At 46.6% G+C, this 15,715-nt stretch carries 13 protein-coding genes; 7 read left to right on the forward strand and 6 right to left on the reverse strand.

Annotated features, from left to right (window positions below; translation table 11 throughout):
• Window positions 1-45 precede the first annotated feature (45 nt).
• Window positions 46-1,104, reverse strand: a complete 1,059-nt coding sequence (locus HUF13_RS14980; protein WP_173475871.1) for a hemolysin family protein — start codon at window positions 1,102-1,104, stop codon at window positions 46-48.
• A 198-nt stretch (window positions 1,105-1,302) separates the two neighbouring features.
• Window positions 1,303-3,597 (reverse strand): signal peptide peptidase SppA, encoded by a 2,295-nt coding sequence (gene sppA, locus HUF13_RS14985; protein ID WP_173475872.1) that lies wholly within the window; start codon window positions 3,595-3,597, stop codon window positions 1,303-1,305.
• 72 nt (window positions 3,598-3,669) lie between these two features.
• Between sppA and HUF13_RS14990 the strand changes: the two genes are divergently transcribed.
• From HUF13_RS14990 to HUF13_RS15020, 7 genes are all read left to right on the forward strand, one after another.
• Window positions 3,670-5,766, forward strand: coding sequence for a polysaccharide biosynthesis tyrosine autokinase (locus HUF13_RS14990; RefSeq protein WP_173475873.1), 2,097 nt, complete (start codon window positions 3,670-3,672; stop codon window positions 5,764-5,766).
• 17 nt (window positions 5,767-5,783) lie between these two features.
• On the forward strand, window positions 5,784-7,235 hold the full coding sequence (locus tag HUF13_RS14995; RefSeq protein WP_173475874.1) for a lipopolysaccharide biosynthesis protein: 1,452 nt from the start codon (window positions 5,784-5,786) through the stop codon (window positions 7,233-7,235).
• Window positions 7,225-8,340: a DegT/DnrJ/EryC1/StrS aminotransferase family protein gene (locus HUF13_RS15000; protein WP_173475875.1), complete on the forward strand. Its 1,116-nt coding sequence runs from the start codon at window positions 7,225-7,227 to the stop codon at window positions 8,338-8,340. The genes HUF13_RS14995 and HUF13_RS15000 overlap by 11 nt, the downstream gene beginning before the upstream one ends.
• A gap of 19 nt (window positions 8,341-8,359) precedes the next feature.
• Complete coding sequence (locus HUF13_RS15005) at window positions 8,360-9,655, forward strand: ATP-grasp domain-containing protein (RefSeq protein ID WP_173475876.1); 1,296 nt, start codon at window positions 8,360-8,362, stop codon at window positions 9,653-9,655.
• On the forward strand, window positions 9,655-10,401 hold the full coding sequence (locus HUF13_RS15010) for a phosphorylcholine transferase LicD (protein ID WP_173475877.1): 747 nt from the start codon (window positions 9,655-9,657) through the stop codon (window positions 10,399-10,401). The genes HUF13_RS15005 and HUF13_RS15010 overlap by 1 nt, the downstream gene beginning before the upstream one ends.
• A 158-nt stretch (window positions 10,402-10,559) precedes the next feature.
• The gene (locus HUF13_RS15015; RefSeq protein ID WP_173475878.1) at window positions 10,560-11,384 is read left to right on the forward strand and encodes a LicD family protein; all 825 of its coding nucleotides are present in this window, start codon (window positions 10,560-10,562) and stop codon (window positions 11,382-11,384) included.
• 3 nt (window positions 11,385-11,387) lie between these two features.
• Window positions 11,388-12,299, forward strand: coding sequence for a phosphorylcholine transferase LicD (locus tag HUF13_RS15020; RefSeq protein ID WP_173475879.1), 912 nt, complete (start codon window positions 11,388-11,390; stop codon window positions 12,297-12,299).
• A gap of 18 nt (window positions 12,300-12,317) precedes the next feature.
• Here HUF13_RS15020 and HUF13_RS15025 read toward each other — a convergent pair whose 3' ends face one another.
• The 4 genes from HUF13_RS15025 to HUF13_RS15040 all read right to left on the reverse strand — a co-directional run.
• On the reverse strand, window positions 12,318-13,499 hold the full coding sequence (locus HUF13_RS15025) for a hypothetical protein (protein ID WP_173475880.1): 1,182 nt from the start codon (window positions 13,497-13,499) through the stop codon (window positions 12,318-12,320).
• Window positions 13,500-13,502: 3 nt separating this feature from the next.
• Window positions 13,503-14,246, reverse strand: coding sequence for a DUF6564 domain-containing protein (locus HUF13_RS15030; RefSeq protein ID WP_173475881.1), 744 nt, complete (start codon window positions 14,244-14,246; stop codon window positions 13,503-13,505).
• Window positions 14,243-15,241 (reverse strand): NAD(P)-dependent oxidoreductase, encoded by a 999-nt coding sequence (locus HUF13_RS15035; RefSeq protein ID WP_173475882.1) that lies wholly within the window; start codon window positions 15,239-15,241, stop codon window positions 14,243-14,245. The genes HUF13_RS15030 and HUF13_RS15035 overlap by 4 nt, the downstream gene beginning before the upstream one ends.
• On the reverse strand, window positions 15,238-15,715 hold a 478-nt coding region (locus HUF13_RS15040; protein ID WP_304039254.1), incomplete at its 5' end, for a metallophosphoesterase. The genes HUF13_RS15040 and HUF13_RS15035, both read right to left, overlap by 4 nt.

The following is a 15,715-nucleotide window of genomic DNA, read 5'->3' on the forward strand; positions in this document are numbered from 1 at the left end:
TTCCTACTGCCTACCGTCTACTTCCTACTGTCTACTTCCTACCGTCTACTGCCTGCTTTTCTCTTTGCGCATAGACGCGAGCGCCTTGGATTTGCGGCGGGCCGTTTCTTGCAGGTTCACGGCGACATCAAATTCATCGACGATTTCGCGACCGAGAATTTCTTCGAGCACGTCTTCGAGACTTGCAATGCCCGCAATTGCTCCAAATTCGTCAACAACGCCTACCATGTGTCCACGCTGTTTGAGGAAACGGAGCAGCAACTTATCGGTCATTAAACTATCCGGCACAAGTTGCATTGGGCGCATGAGCTGGCGCAGCTTCACATCGCGTTTGCCTTCTGCAAGAAGGTTGTACGCATCACGGCGAAGCACAATCCCAATCCATTGGTCTTTATTTCCATCGTAAAGCGGCACTCTCGAAAAAGGCCAGTTGCCACGCTCGTCGAGCGTCTCGCCAATCGTGCTATCGGCAGGGAGCGTAAACACAACCTGACGAGGCGTCATCACGCGGCGCACGGGGAGCGACTTGAGCGAAAGAATATTCTTGATGACAAGCGCCTGCTGACGGTCAATCACATCTTCACGCAGACCAAGATTCACAAGGCTATTGATGTCTTCGATACTCACGTCCTTCTTTTCTTTATCTTCGCGAGTCCAGTGCTTGGTAAGCGTCAGGCAGAGCCAAATAATTCCAGTCCAGCTCAGCACTTTTGTGATGTAATAGAACGGCACAGCCACAAGCGGCGCGCAAATTTTAGCCTGCTTCACACCAAGCGTTTTCGGAGTAATTTCACCAAAGAGCAAAATGAGAATCGTGAGCACCACGGGGAGGAGCATCGCCTGCGTGGGCGACAACCGCTTCACAGCCAAGGCAGTCGCCAGGGAAGCTCCCACCGTATTCGCAACCGTATTCACCACAAGCACCGAAGCAATGTATCTATCGATATTGTCCTTCACATGCTTGAGATAGCTCGCGGTAAATTTCTTTTGCCGTTCCAAGACTTCCACCGTCGAAGGGGGAACGCTATAGAACGAGGCTTCGGTCACAGAGCAAAACGCCGAAGCCGCAAGACAACAAAAAACAGTTAAAGCAATTTCAAACATAAGTAGAGGTTAGGTTTTAGAAATTAGGTTTTAGGGGTTGGCATAGTCATTCTAGAGCAGGCGTCAAGACGTCATCCTCACGAAGGTGAGGATCCATACACATTTCGTTCTGTATGGATTCCCTCCGCTTCGCGTCGAGAATGACTGTTTAAGAAAAATCCTTTATTTTCACACTTCATTTTTACTACTGACCAAGGACTAATAACTATTCATCAGCATCGGTTCAATCGCCCAGAACTGGGTGCGCTCCATATCACGAATAAAGTTTCCAAACGATTTTGCATTCATAAACGGCACCACAAAAGAATCTTCAGTATTCAACTGAACAAGTTCGATATCCGTGGATTTTGGAATTTCAGCAAGCTTGCGAATTTCATCAAGAGCGTCATCAAAACCGCCGAGTCCTTGCACAAGTCCAGCCTCCTTTGCCTTCCAGCCCACCATCACGCGACCGCCACCATACACGGAATCCACCACAGCCTGGTCAATTCCAGTCGCCTGCGACACAACGCCCGTAAAGCGGTCGTAGAAATCATCCATGTATTCCTGCAATGCAGCCTTTTCGGTGTCAGTCCACGGACGAGCAAAGGAACGGGCGTCAGAATAATCGTTAGTCTTCACCGGTTCGTTTCTCAACCCGATTTTTTGCATCAAGCCGGAAGCATCAATCTTTCCGCCATAAATTCCAATGCTCCCGACAATCGCAAACGGCTCTGCAATTATTTTATCTGCACCACAGGCAATGTAGTAGGCGCCCGACGTTCCAATATTTCCGATACTTGCAACAATTGGAATTTTAAAGCGGCTCAAGTTTTTAAGCGCTCCCCAGATTTTATCGGATGCAATTGCGTTACCGCCCGGTGAAGAAATCCGCACAAGGAGCGCCTTCACGCCCATGCCAGGGAGTCTGCGCAAACTCTCAAGTACAGCCGATTCCATTTTAGAATCAATCGTTCCATTAATATTCAACAGCGCCACTTTTGTGCGGTGGTTCCAGCTTTCGTCAAAAATTTTGGTATTTGACGGAGCCCACGTTCTAAAGCCAGCGTAAGGAGCCTCTATTCCAAAGAACGTTTTCAAGGCATAGCTAGGCACCTGATCGATATAAAGCATCGTATCGGCAAGGCCCGCCTTGTGCGCGCCAATCGCAGTAATCACAGGCTTTTGCGCAAGTTCATCCAGCTTTTCAGCATTGACCGGCATCGTTCCCGTTTTCATCCGCGATGCCAAGCGCATTCGAACAAGTTCCCAAATATCCTTGTAAAGCGTTTCCACATTTTCGCGGGCATTCACCGACATGGAATCTGCCGTGTACGGTTCCACTGCCGACTTGTAGGCTCCATGACGCAAGAACTCAACTTTAATACCTAATTTATCCAAAAATCCTTTGTAGAACGTAATTCCGCCACCAAGCCCAAGCCATGTAAAATGCGCCGAAGGCTCCACAACAATGCGGTCCACGCTGGCAGCCGCCATAAGCACAGACGGGCGAACATCATCCATGTAAGCAATCACAAGACCACCGCGAGCCTTGAGCATTTTCACATAGCGATTAATTTCTTCGGAAATTGCCAAATTGCCATTGTATCCCGAAAAATCAAGCACGACAAGTCCTGCCGCCGGATCGCGAAGCAGATGTTCGAACAAATTCCGAACCTTCATGAGTCCAATGGACGACGGTTCAAAGAAAAGGAACTTCTTTTCGACTTCGGAAACTTCCATGTTGAGTGGCACACGGATAATCTGCGCCGAATGCGATGACCGCGGATTACGCGCCGCATGGAAACCGATACTTCCGCCCTTCGGCAAAAAGTCATCTAATATCTTGAGGGATGCATCGACATACCCGCCAAACGAAGTAGAAAGCGTAAGCGCGAATTCATCGTCATCGCCGTACAAAGGCATTTTAAATCCGAACCGATATCCATAAAGAGAAACTTCCAAAAGTAGCCGGTGTTCCTTCCAATTTTCAACATCGTAGCTAGCATTCAAGAAATTTCCCAAACGAAGAGTCGCCCCAGCATTGTGGATGCGCTCCATAGAAGCCGGTCCCAAATAAAGCAAGTTCTCGCAGGAATAGCCAAGAGAAAGGAACCGGAACGGGCGAATCAAAATGCCAGGAGAATAAGTCCACTCCGTTCCCATAAAATCAGCACTGCGAAACGCCGTAAAACGGCCGCCCCAAAAAGCGCTTCGGTCAAAAAGCGGGAAACTATGCGTCAAGTTCCAACGCGATTCGTCCATACCCTTATCGTTAAAGCGGTACTCGAAACCTGCGCCAAGGTGGTCCAAATTTCCACCCACGCGAAACTCGGTAATACCGTCATCGAATTGGTACGAAACAAGCGCACCCTTGGAATCAAGCGACGAAAGCCCGGCCGGGTTCCCGAAAACACCATGCCCACCGTCAAGCGAGACAAAACCAGATTCGCCCGGAAGATAGGCATAAGACAGCGCAGAAAGCGCAAAACATGTAGCAATTATTTTTCTCATCAATGATATAATAGAAAAATTGCTATCTTGGCTTGTGAGTGTAGGAAATAATTTTAACAGAGTGGTGGTTATATGTCTGCATCTTCTAAAAAAGAAGAAACTGACCTTTTTGACTTGTTGAAGGAGCTGGTAAAAAATTGGAAGATAATGATTCCATGCGTTTTTATCGCCGGAATCGTAGGCGTTTTCGTCGCCATGTGGATTCGCCCCGTCTATAAAGTAGACGCACTGCTCCAAATTGAATCCAAGAACAACAAGAACATGGGTTTGATGGGAGGACTCGGCAACCTCTTTGCCCCTACAAGCCCAGCTGAAACAGAAATTGAGCTTATCAAGAGCCGTCACATCATTGGCGAAGCTGTTGAAAAGATGCACTTGCAATACACAGCAACCCCTGTAAACGGCTTGGATCGTCTATTACATAGAGAAGGTCGCATGGAGCTTAGTCGGTTTGAAGTTCCATGGGACAACATTCCTGAAAACGAAAAGACTGGGCCATGGATTGCAGAAGCTACAGACAGCACAAAATTTGACCTCTACGACCACAACAACCGCAAATTATTATCGGGCATCGTCGGGGATACATACCACATTCCTTACGCCAATGACACAGCAATAATTCGTGTGGAGCGCATGAATGCCATCCCAGGTCAAAAATTTGAATTATCAAAATCAGACCGACTTAACGCAATCTCAGCTTTTAAAAGCGCATTTGACATCAAGGAAAAAGGCAAAAAAACAGGCATCCTAGAATTCAGCTATCAGGATATTTATCCCGATCGTGCAACAAAAATCCTTAACGAAATTGCAACATCCTATTTAAGGCAAAACGTCGAGCAACGCAATGCCGAAGCGCAAAAAACTTTGGAATTTTTGGAAAAACAACTCCCCGACGTCAAAGCACAAATGGATAGTTCACTCCTTAAATTCAATACTTATCGTAACAAGGTTGGCTCAATTGACATTGGAGCAGAAACACAGATTATTCTAGAAAAACGCAACGTATTACAACAAAAGCTACTTGATCTTCAACAGAAAAAACAAAGTGCAATTCGATTATTTCAACCGGAGCACCCAACAGTAAAGACTTTGGAAGACCAAGAGAACAACCTGAAGCGCGAACTCGCCAACAACTACGCCGCAACCAAAAAACTTCCGAACACACAGCAAGAAGTCCTGAAGTTGACAAATGAAGTCGACATGAGCAAGCACTTGTACACAACGATGCTCAATAACATTCAACAGTTGAAGCTCGTATCCGCCGGCGAAGTCGGTTCCGTCCGTATCATTGATTTCGCAGAAGAAGTTTCAAAACCGATTAAACCGAAAAAGAAACTAATCCTTATCATCGCCATATTCTTTGGATTAATGTTCGGAGCTCTTATCGTATTAATCCGCAGCAAATTCAGCAATGGCGTACGTGACGCAAACTTCATCGAACGAGAAACAGGATTTAGCGTTTACGCCAAGGTTCCCAAAGGCAATCCCAACGGTTCTAAAGGAACACGCCCTCTTGCCGTAGTAGAACCGGATGACGTTGCCATAGAATCGATTCGAGCATTACGCAGCTCCCTTGAATTTAGCATGGACGACAGCAGTCACCCAATCATCGGCGTCAGCGGACTTATTCCAGGCGTTGGCAAGAGCTTTATTTCCGTCAACCTAGCCGCTCTATTTGCGGGTCTCGGCAAGAAAGTACTTCTTATCGACGCTGACCTCCGCAAGGGCCGTCTGCACAAGGAATTCGGTATCAAGCGCAGCAAAGGACTTTCTCAAATACTCCTCGGTGAAGCTTCTGTTGACGAAGCGATCAAAACAACAGAAGTCGAAAACTTGTTCATTATGCAATGCGGAATGGTTCCACCAAACCCATCCGAACTTCTTGGTTCAAAGCATTTTACAACGATGATCAGCGAACTCGAAAAAATATATGACCTCATCATCGTCGATACACCTCCAATCATGTTAGTAACAGACGCAGCTCTTGCCTGTCGAGTAGCATCTCAAATTGTCATGGTCATCGAATACAACAAGCACGGCATCGATGCCATCAAGGACGGAATGAATCAGCTACTGAAAGGCAACAGTCATGCTCATGCAAGTTTCGTCATCAACAAGTACGAACACAGTCATAGCGACGGCTATGGTTACAAATACGGAAAGTACTAGCTTTACGCCTTTTCGCCATGCCATCAAAAGCAACAATCATCTCATCTTTAATCTGGAAATTTCTAGAACGAATAGGGATTCAAGGAACTCAATTTGTTGTATCCATCATTCTAGCCCGCCTGCTAGCCCCTGAAAGCTTTGGGCTTGTTGCCATAGTAACGATAATCATCGCTATAGCAAACGTATTTATCCAAAGCGGTCTAGGGACTGCTCTCATCCAGAAAAAAAATGCGGATGACTTAGATTTTTCTTCCGTATTTTATACCAGTCTTTTTTTAGCGGCAATCATTTACGGAATCATCTTTTTCACAACCCCATTTATCGCCGATTTTTACAACAACGAAGCCCTTATCCCCATCATCAGGGTTCTTACCCTGACATTGTTCATCGGCGTTTTCAATTCCATTCAATATGCTTATGTAGCGCGCAACATGATGTTCAAAAAGCTGTTCTACAGAAGCATCAGTGCAATCATTCCATCGGGTATTATCGGCATATCATTAGCGTTCAACGGCTTTGGAGTATGGGCTCTCGTCGCCCAACAGCTATCGAACTCGGCAATATCAGTCATCATCATGTGGTACACAGTTCCCTGGAGGCCCAAACGTCAGTTTTCCTTACAGCGCCTGAAAGGGTTATTTTCCTTCGGATGGAAGCTGTTGCTTTCGTCTATATTGGATACGGTTTATTCGCAAATTCAGGGAATAGTCATCGGCAAGATGTTTTCGCCGGCAAGTCTCGCCTTTTATGATCGCGGAAGCCACTTCCCTTACCTAATCGTCAACAACATAAATAACTCCATTCAATCGGTTATGCTGCCGTCACTTTCTGCATACCAAGACGATAGGCCTCAAGTAAAAAAGATGATGAGACGAGCAATCGTCACAAGTTCGTTTTTAATTATACCAATGATGGCTGGACTAGCAGCGATTGCAGAACCTCTAGTACTTATTATTCTTGGGGACCAATGGCTACCATGCGTTCCCTTCGTACGTATTTTCTGTTTTTTCTACGCATTCTACCCCATCCACACATCTAATTTATCAGCAATAAACGCATTGGGCCGTAGTGACATTTTTCTCAAGCTGGAAATCATCAAAAAAACATATGGTCTAGCCATACTTATCGGTTTTATTTTATACTTCAGAACCCCAATCGGCATCGCATATGGAACAGCCCTTTGCGCTGTAATAGCCTCTTTCGTCAACGCAGCACCAAACAAGAAGCTCCTCGATTACAGTTATTTTGAACAGCTAAAAGACATCGCACCTTCCATTCTTTTAGCGGCAATCATGACAGTCATCATAGCAAGCCTGACCTACCTGCATTTCAACAACTATTTGACCATCATTTTGCAGATTGCCATTGGATGTTTAACCTACTTCGGACTGGCCAAAATACTACATTTTGAATGTTTGGACTACCTGATCAAAACAGTTGCCGATTTCAAGAGAAAACATGGAAAATAAAGAAATTACAGTTACATCGCCACTTCTCCCGAACTTGGACGATTTCATCCCCTTTCTCAAAGATATTTGGGATCGTAAATGGCTTACGAACAACGGCCATTACCATAAGGAGCTTGAAAAGGCCTTAGCCGAATACTTGGGTGTCGAATACCTGAGCCTATTCACAAACGGAACGCTCCCTTTGATTACGGCACTGCAAGCAATGCGTGTTACAGGCGAAGTCATCACAACACCTTATAGTTTTGTGGCAACAACTCATTCCATCTGGTGGAACGGTCTCAAGCCAGTCTTTGTCGATGTCGATGAAGAAACCGGCAACCTTGATCCAGAAAAGATTGAAGCAGCCATAACACCACATACAACAGCGATTATGCCTGTCCATGTTTATGGAACGCCCTGCAACACAAAGCGCATTCAGGAAATTGCCGACATATACGGTCTGAAGATTATCTACGATGCCGCCCACGCTTTTGGTGTACGCATCAACGGTGAATCGCTACTGAAAGCCGGCGATATGAGTACGCTCAGTTTCCACGCCACAAAAGTATACAACACTATTGAAGGTGGCGCCCTAGTCTGCCACGATGCAGCCACCAAGAAACGAATCGACTACCTGAAAAATTTCGGCTTTGCAGGCGAGACTACCGTTGTAGCCCCCGGAATCAACAGCAAAATGGACGAAATTCGTGCCGCTTACGGTCTATTAAACTTGAGACAAGTCGACGGAGCCATTGCAAATAGAAAGGCCATCGCAGAAAAATACCGAGCAGCACTAAAAGACATTCCTGGAATCCGCACCCTCAAGGATTCCGAAGGGGTTCGTCACAATTACGCCTACTTCCCCATTTTCATAAACGAAGAAGAATATGGCATGAGCCGCGATGCATTATACGAAACACTTAAAACACATGACATCTACGGGCGTCGTTACTTCTATCCTCTCATAAGCACATTCAGTGCCTACAAAGGACTGGAATCAGCAAATCCAGCCAACCTTCCTGTAGCCCACAAGCTAGCAAACCAGGTATTGTGTCTCCCCATGTTTGCTGATTTGGATAATGAAGGCGTGAATCGAGTTATAAACGTTATACAAAAAAAGAAATAAATTCCATTTTTGAGCTATTATGAAAAAAAACATTCTTGTTTTCCCATGTGGCTCCGAAATAGCCCTTGAAATTTATAGATCAGTCAAGAATTCGACTCACTTTAATCTCATTGGCGCAAGTTCCGTTGACGACCACGGTAAATTTGTCTTCGAGAACTACGTAGATGGCCTCCCTTTTATCACGGCACCGAACTTTATTCCCTCCATAAAAAAGGTCGTTGCCGACTATAACATCGATGCAATCTACCCGGCCATGGACGCCGTCATCGAAATATTGAAGAAGAACGAGGCCGAAATCGGATGCAAGGTCATCGCTCCTGATACCGAAACCACACAGATATGCCTTTCGAAGTCCAGGACCTATGAAACTTTAAAAAATTACGTTAGGACTCCAAAAGTTTTTTCAAGAGACGAACTACAATCACCCGAAGCGGCAAACATGTTTCCTATTTTCGCAAAACCAGATATTGGTTACGGAAGCCGCGGCGCAAAAAAGCTCAACTCCATTGCTGAAATGAAAACTCACTTGAGTCAATACCCATCCTGCATCTTAGTTGAGTTTTTGCCAGGTAAGGAATTTACAGTAGACTGTTTTTCCGATAGCAACGGAAAGCTTCTATTTGCCGCCCCTAGAGAACGTAGCCGAATCATGAATGGCATTAGCGTCAATACAAAGCCGGTTGACGACAACGGCGAATTTTTACAGATTGCCGAAAAAATTAACACAGCCATCAAATTTCGGGGAGCATGGTTTTTCCAAGTCAAGCGCGATGCAAATGGAGAACTTACGTTACTAGAAGTTGCAAGTCGATTTGGAGGATCGTCTTCGCTATTCCGTGCGCAAGGAGTCAATTTTGCGTTGATGAGTATCTTCGACGCATTCGATATTCCCGTCGGAATTCTACGCAATAAATACAATGTAGAACTAGATCGTGCGTTAGACAACAAATACAAAATTGACATAAATTACAATGAAGTCTTTGTTGATTTTGACGACTGTATCTACCTCGAAAAAAAAATTGTGAATGACGCCTTGATGGCGTTTCTGTACCGTTGCATAAACAGCAATATCAAAGTTACCATGCTTTCTAGACACGACGATGAAAAGCTCGGAAAACTAGACGAGCTTTTGGACAAGTTACGCATCCGTCAAATATTTGACCGCATAATCCATCTTGATCCAAGTCAAAAGAAAATAGATTTCATAGACAATATAAATTCCATATTCATCGATGATTCCTTTGCAGAACGCAAAGCAGTCGCAGACAAGTTCAACATCCCCGTATTCAGTTTAGATATGATAGAGGCTCTCTAATGGAAACGTCCTTCGACATCAAACGCGTACAAGACCGCCTATTGGAAATGGCTAAAGCCACGGCGAGCATCCTTGAAAAGCACGATATTCCCTACCAGATAGCCTTTGGCACATTGCTCGGAGCCGTCCGGCATGGCGGATTCATTCCGTGGGACGACGATTTCGATTTTCTGCTGTTCGATGACACCTACGAGAAGGCGACAGATGTGCTCCTTAAAGAGCTCCCTGCCGACATGCTCCTTGAAAACGAAAAGACCGAGCCTAAATACTTTCATGGCTGGGCACACGTCAAAGATTTGAATACCGAATGCGACTGTTCGCTATTTCCACAAGACTCCATGTATAAAAATCACGGATTAAGTGTTGATTTATACAAGCTTACAAAAATCAAGGAAAAAGATTTTGCGGAATATCGTTTGAACGAAGCCCTGGACTACATCGACCGCCGAAAGAAACTCGGGTTCATTTCGGACGAAGATTATTTGAAAAAGAAGGAAACCTTCTTGCTCGAATACAAAAACAGGGAAGCCAGCACTTCGGAAAAAGAAATTTTCGCTTATCCATTCACGTATGGCAAGCAAGAAATAGACGAAGTCTTCCCTCTCAAGAAATACGCTTTTGCCGGAACCTATTTTTACGGACCCAACAATTACGACAAAATTCTCGCTTCGGAATATCGCGACTATATGTCGTTACCTCCCGAAGAAGACAGAAAGCCCCATTATACAGCCATCAAGTTTTTCTAAAGAACTTTCTACAAATGAAAAAGCTACTGATCAAATACATGAGACGTGTTCATAGAGTTCTATTCAAAAATAGAATTGAAAACGAGCGTCTGAAAAAAGAAAATGATACGTTGGCATTCCAAGTCAGTTACCTAAAGCGGCATTTTGACATAGGCCAAATGAAACCTGCCAACGGATATCTCCGCGAATTTCAACTTGTTGAAGTTGATTTTACAAGACACATCCTTGATTTGCTCAAGCCCTACGATATCCAAATGTACCTTGAAGGCGGAGCCCTATTGGGCGCAAAGCGTCACAAGGGATTCATTCCTTGGGATGACGATATCGACATTGCGATGTCTCGAGCCGATTTCAACAAGCTCCTTCACGTTCTACAGACCGACCCCAATTTCGTGTGGATTGACACAACGCAAAAGTCCGGTTACTATGCCGAATATTACGACAAGAACATCCGCGCGAATGCAAACAAGAATGTCGCTCTCATGACTCCGACTTGTGTACACATATTCAATGGAACTTGTTTGAGGGACGCAAAGAACCTGGAATTTTTCCCGAACGATTTCTTGAAAGAAGACGTAACCGAAGAACAGTACCTCGCCTTCAGAGACAAAGCCATCGCATTCATAAGAAAGCCTCATGCCTGGAAGGAACTTTTCGACTTCTACGAAGCCACATGGAAAGAGAGCGGCATTTTTTCGATGGAGCACACGTCCAGAATCGTTCCGGGGCTCGGTAACTGGGACCTGACTGAATACGGCTATCACGGATTTAGAAATCACGATGACGTTTATCCCACAACGACCATCCTATTCGAAGGCAAGGAACTTCCCTGCCCGAACAAGGCCGAAGAGATCCTGGACAGGGAATACGGAAAGAACTGGCGCGACTACCCCAAAGACATCGGATTCCCACAAACGCTAGTCGACCGGAACAAATATTTTAAATTAATTGGCGAACCATTGATTGATTTCAAAGAATTTTAAGACATGACTGAACCCGAAAGAATTGTCGCTAAAGGAATCGTTCCGCCCTCGTTTTTGCAAGAAGAAACGATATGCGATTTTTTTGTGGATTCCTCCCGCAAAAAGGTATGGGCCATCGAACTCGATATCTTGATTGAATTCGACCGCATATGCAAAAAGCACGGCCTGAAATATTTCTTGATGTGCGGGACGCTCCTCGGTGCCATTCGTCACAAGGGATTCATCCCGTGGGACGACGATATCGATGTCGCCATGCCTCGCGACGATTTCAACAAGCTGAACACGCTGCAAGATGAATTCAAACATCCGTTTTTCTTGCAGACGCCGCTCACCGACAAAGAATTCGCAGGTTCGCACACTTGTATCCGCAACACGAATACGAGCGCTATCAGCCCTATCATCCGGTTCCAAAAGATGAACCACGGGCTTTTCATCGACGTTTTCGCGCTGGACCATTTTGTACCGGAAGGAGCCGAAGAGCGCTTTGCCGAAATAAACCTGCTGAACATCGAGAACGGAACGTTCATGCGGCTAACCAACCCGGAGCTGAACGAGAAAAACCGCGAGCGCGTAAAAAACTACCACAGGGACCATATCGCGGACTACAAGAGAATCCATGAAATCGCGAGTATGTTCAACGACCGCGAAACAGAAAAACTGGCCATCCTGACATGGACGGCAGAACCGCTAGAACAAAACGTGTGGGACGCAAAGGACTTTGACGAATCGGTGGATGTTGAATTCGAAGGGTATCGTTTCCCGGCACCTGCAGGATATCGCAACATTCTCACACAGTTGTTCGGGAACTACATGGAATTCCCGCCCGTAGAAAAAAGAGGAGCCCAACACAGTCAATACGTGCTGGACCCCGATACGCCCTATGCGGAATTCCTGCGCACCTTCAAGATGGGCTAGCAGGATCCGCTACAGCAATTACTTTTTCGGTGCAAACGGCTCGATGATGTTCTTGATGATAAAGTCGGCCGTCTTCTCGATATCCTCAAACGCAACGCGCTTTGGCAAATCAACGTTAAACGCCTTCTTTACCTTCGCGACGAGTTCGTCGGTATAGACGAGCGTGCCGTTTTCCACATTCTCAATGCCATCGCAGTAAATGGACTTGCGATTCGCCGCACGCATGTCTTCCATGCTGAAGAGCGAAGTATCAAACGAGACCTCGGCCTTCGCGCCATCGATGAGCACCGGATAGCCACCAATTTCGCCATCGACACCGGGCGCATGTACCTTGGTCACCGTCTTTTCGCGGAGAGCGGTCAAGATGGAATCGATGATGTTGAAATTGCTCGAAGCGTTCATCATGTTGCGCTTCTGATCCACCGGCATCGGGATGGAGCAGGCTGCCAGCACTTCGGCCTGATCGAAAGGTAAATCTTTGCCATCCTTCTTGAAGTTCAGGAGAAGTGTCTGGCCTTCGGCGTGGCCTTCCTTGGAAATCACCACGTCGTGGAAATGGCTTACCGCAAGCGTCACGTCGATATCGTTCAGGTTGTCGATGTTGTACTTTTCGGCCATGAAGAACTTCATGCGCGGAATGAGGTGGTTCAAGTTGCCACTACCGAAATCGAAGTATGTCTTGCCGGCGGACTTGAGCCAAGGAATCACCGCATCGGAATACGAGGTATTGATGGTCACCGCATTGGAGCCCGCCTTCTCGTAAGCGGCCATGATGTTCTTCGCATAACGGATGGAGAGCGGAGACCAGATGCCGTAAGCGCGCAGGTTGCTCCACGAGATGCTCCCGTACTTGAGGCCCGAATACACGCGGCTGCTGTTCACAATAAAGTCGGGGTTTGCCTTCTTGATTGTCGCGGCGATGCTGTCAACATCGTTCAAATCGCAGTCACCGAGAATTTCAATCTGGCTGCGCAGTTCGCGACGGATTGTCGCCGCCGTGCGAACGATATTCACGTCCATCTGCATCTTGGCTGCATTGCGGCCCGCAACCACAATTTTCAGCTGCGGGTCACGGAGGCTTACCAGAAAGTCGAGCAGAAACGTACCGACGCTCCCGAGCCCGATAATCATGATGGTAATCGTCTCATTCTTTTCGACCTTGGACTTGAGCAAGGCAATTTTCTTGTTCAGGATTTCCATATCTTACTCCATAAGTTCACGGACAATGTTGTAGTCCGCAACAGTGTTACAGTTATACCAGGTATCAAACGTGACCACGTCATATTCTTCACGGGTAAGCTTGTTGAAATACGCCTGAATAATTTCGAGGTTTGTTCCTTGAAGTTGCTTTTCGGTCAAGGAAGCGACGGCCTCGTGCAGTTTTTCTGCCGACTGGAACTTCCACATCTGCGCAGAATTGAATACTGCGAGGAACGGCTCCGGAATCGTGAGCGAAGAATGGTTCGTGTCGTACAAGTAATGCGGACGGCCATCCGTCGATACGTAAAGCGCTACGGCCTTGTTCGAATAGATTGGTTCGCGATTGATCGTGAGCACGCTCTTTTCGCTGTCATAGACCTTCTTGAAATTTTCTTTCAAGAAGAACAGATCACCTTCGACAAAGGTGACATCGCCCGGTTCTTTCACGGCCTCAATGCCCTTGTACAAACTATAACCCGAGCCATAGTCCTTGAAATGCTCGTTATAGACAAGTTTAATCTTGTCGCCATAGGCCTGGAGGTTTTCCTTCACATATTCTTCGAGAGCGGAATAGAGATAGCCGCCCACGATGATGTACTTGTCGTATTCGCCGCAATTTTTCAAAAGCTGCGGCAGAAGCGCGAACTTCGGGGAGTCCTTGTAATAGAGGCACTTCAGGGTTTCCTTTTCAGTGTCCCTGTTAAAGCGGGTCGCCGTCCCGGCAACAGTAATAATCAGGTATTTCATCTTTCAATACTCTTTACGCACATTTCAAGGCCTTCTTCCAGCGTAACGACCGGTTTCCAGTGGGTACGCGTACGGATTTTATCTGTATTGAGCAAGCGACGTTCCGGGTCGGACTTGCGGTAACCTTCAAACTTGATTTTCACGTCGTCCATGCCCATCTTCTTCGCGATAAGCTTCACGAGATCGACAATGGAAATTTCCTCTTCGGTCGCGACGTTATAGACAGTACCGTCAAGAGCCTCGGGCGATTCTATCAATTCCATCACAGCGCGGCAGCTGTCGATATTGTGGAGGAATGTACGCTTGTTGACCTTCGAATTCTCGAGCAACGTGACTTCGGGCTTTTCGAGGAGGTTATTGATGATGTGCGGGATAATGTGGTCAGCAAAACGTTCATGCTTGCTGTATACGTTCGCAAAGCGGATGGAGCAACCCTTGATCTTGCCCTTGTCCACGGCATCCTTCATGAAGAATTCCGTAAGGAGCTTGCCGACGGCGTAACTCGTGCGCTGGCTGTGCTCTGCCGTTGCCATGACCAAGAAGTCCGATTCGCGGACGCCGCCGTTAGCGTTCCACGACTGCATGGAATACACTTCAGAGGTCGAGCAGTTGATGTAAGTATCTGCACCAAGTTCAATGGCCATTTCGAGGAAAGTCTTCATCGAGATGACGTTTGTCTGGAACGTGTGTTCCACTTCGTAGAAATGCTTGGTGTGGACCACTGCTGCGCAGTTGATAAATATCAGGCGGCCGGAATACGACCCCTTGAGGCTCTTCACCTTGTCGGCGACAGCGGCCATGTGTTCGGCATTGTTGATGTCGTATTCAAAAAAGATAAAGTCATCGCGACCGACCAAGTCCTTCACCGTGTCGATGGAACTTGCAAAGAAGTTGTCGAAACCGACCACGATGTTGTCGTCCTTCAACAACTGGTGCGAAAGTTCGCTGCCGGTCATGCCGGTAGCACCACTTATGACATACAGATTTTTCTTCATGTTAAGCCTCTGTTTAAATTCCTAAAGTCAGACCGCGGCTGTCCCACAGAACCGGGATTGATAAAGACAGTTTTCTTCTTGTTCCTCGTGCTCGGGGAATCCGCCTTGAAAAGCACCTCGAAGTAGTGGCACACATGAGAATGCGCAGTCAGTACATAATCGTACGGGGCGTATTCTTCACGCATGAGTTCTGCGGGCGTAAACTTGCCCCAATACGGGTCGCCCAAGATGCCGTGTACCAGCAGGAATTTTTTGCCGTCGATTTCCAGGGAACAAGTGCCATCGCGATTCATCTTGTTATTGATAAAGTCGATGGACTCCTGCGAAAGGTGCTTTTGCGTATAGTGGAGGATGGCACGCCCACGATCTGTTGCGAAACGGGTCGTATCGTTGTCCATGACCGCCTTTTCGTGGTTTCCCCAGATCTTCGCAACAAACTTACCGTCCATTTCACGGACCATGTCCACAGTTTCG

This window comes from Fibrobacter succinogenes, assembly GCF_902779965.1.
In the GTDB taxonomy this organism is placed as follows: Bacteria; Fibrobacterota; Fibrobacteria; order Fibrobacterales; family Fibrobacteraceae; genus Fibrobacter; species Fibrobacter succinogenes_F.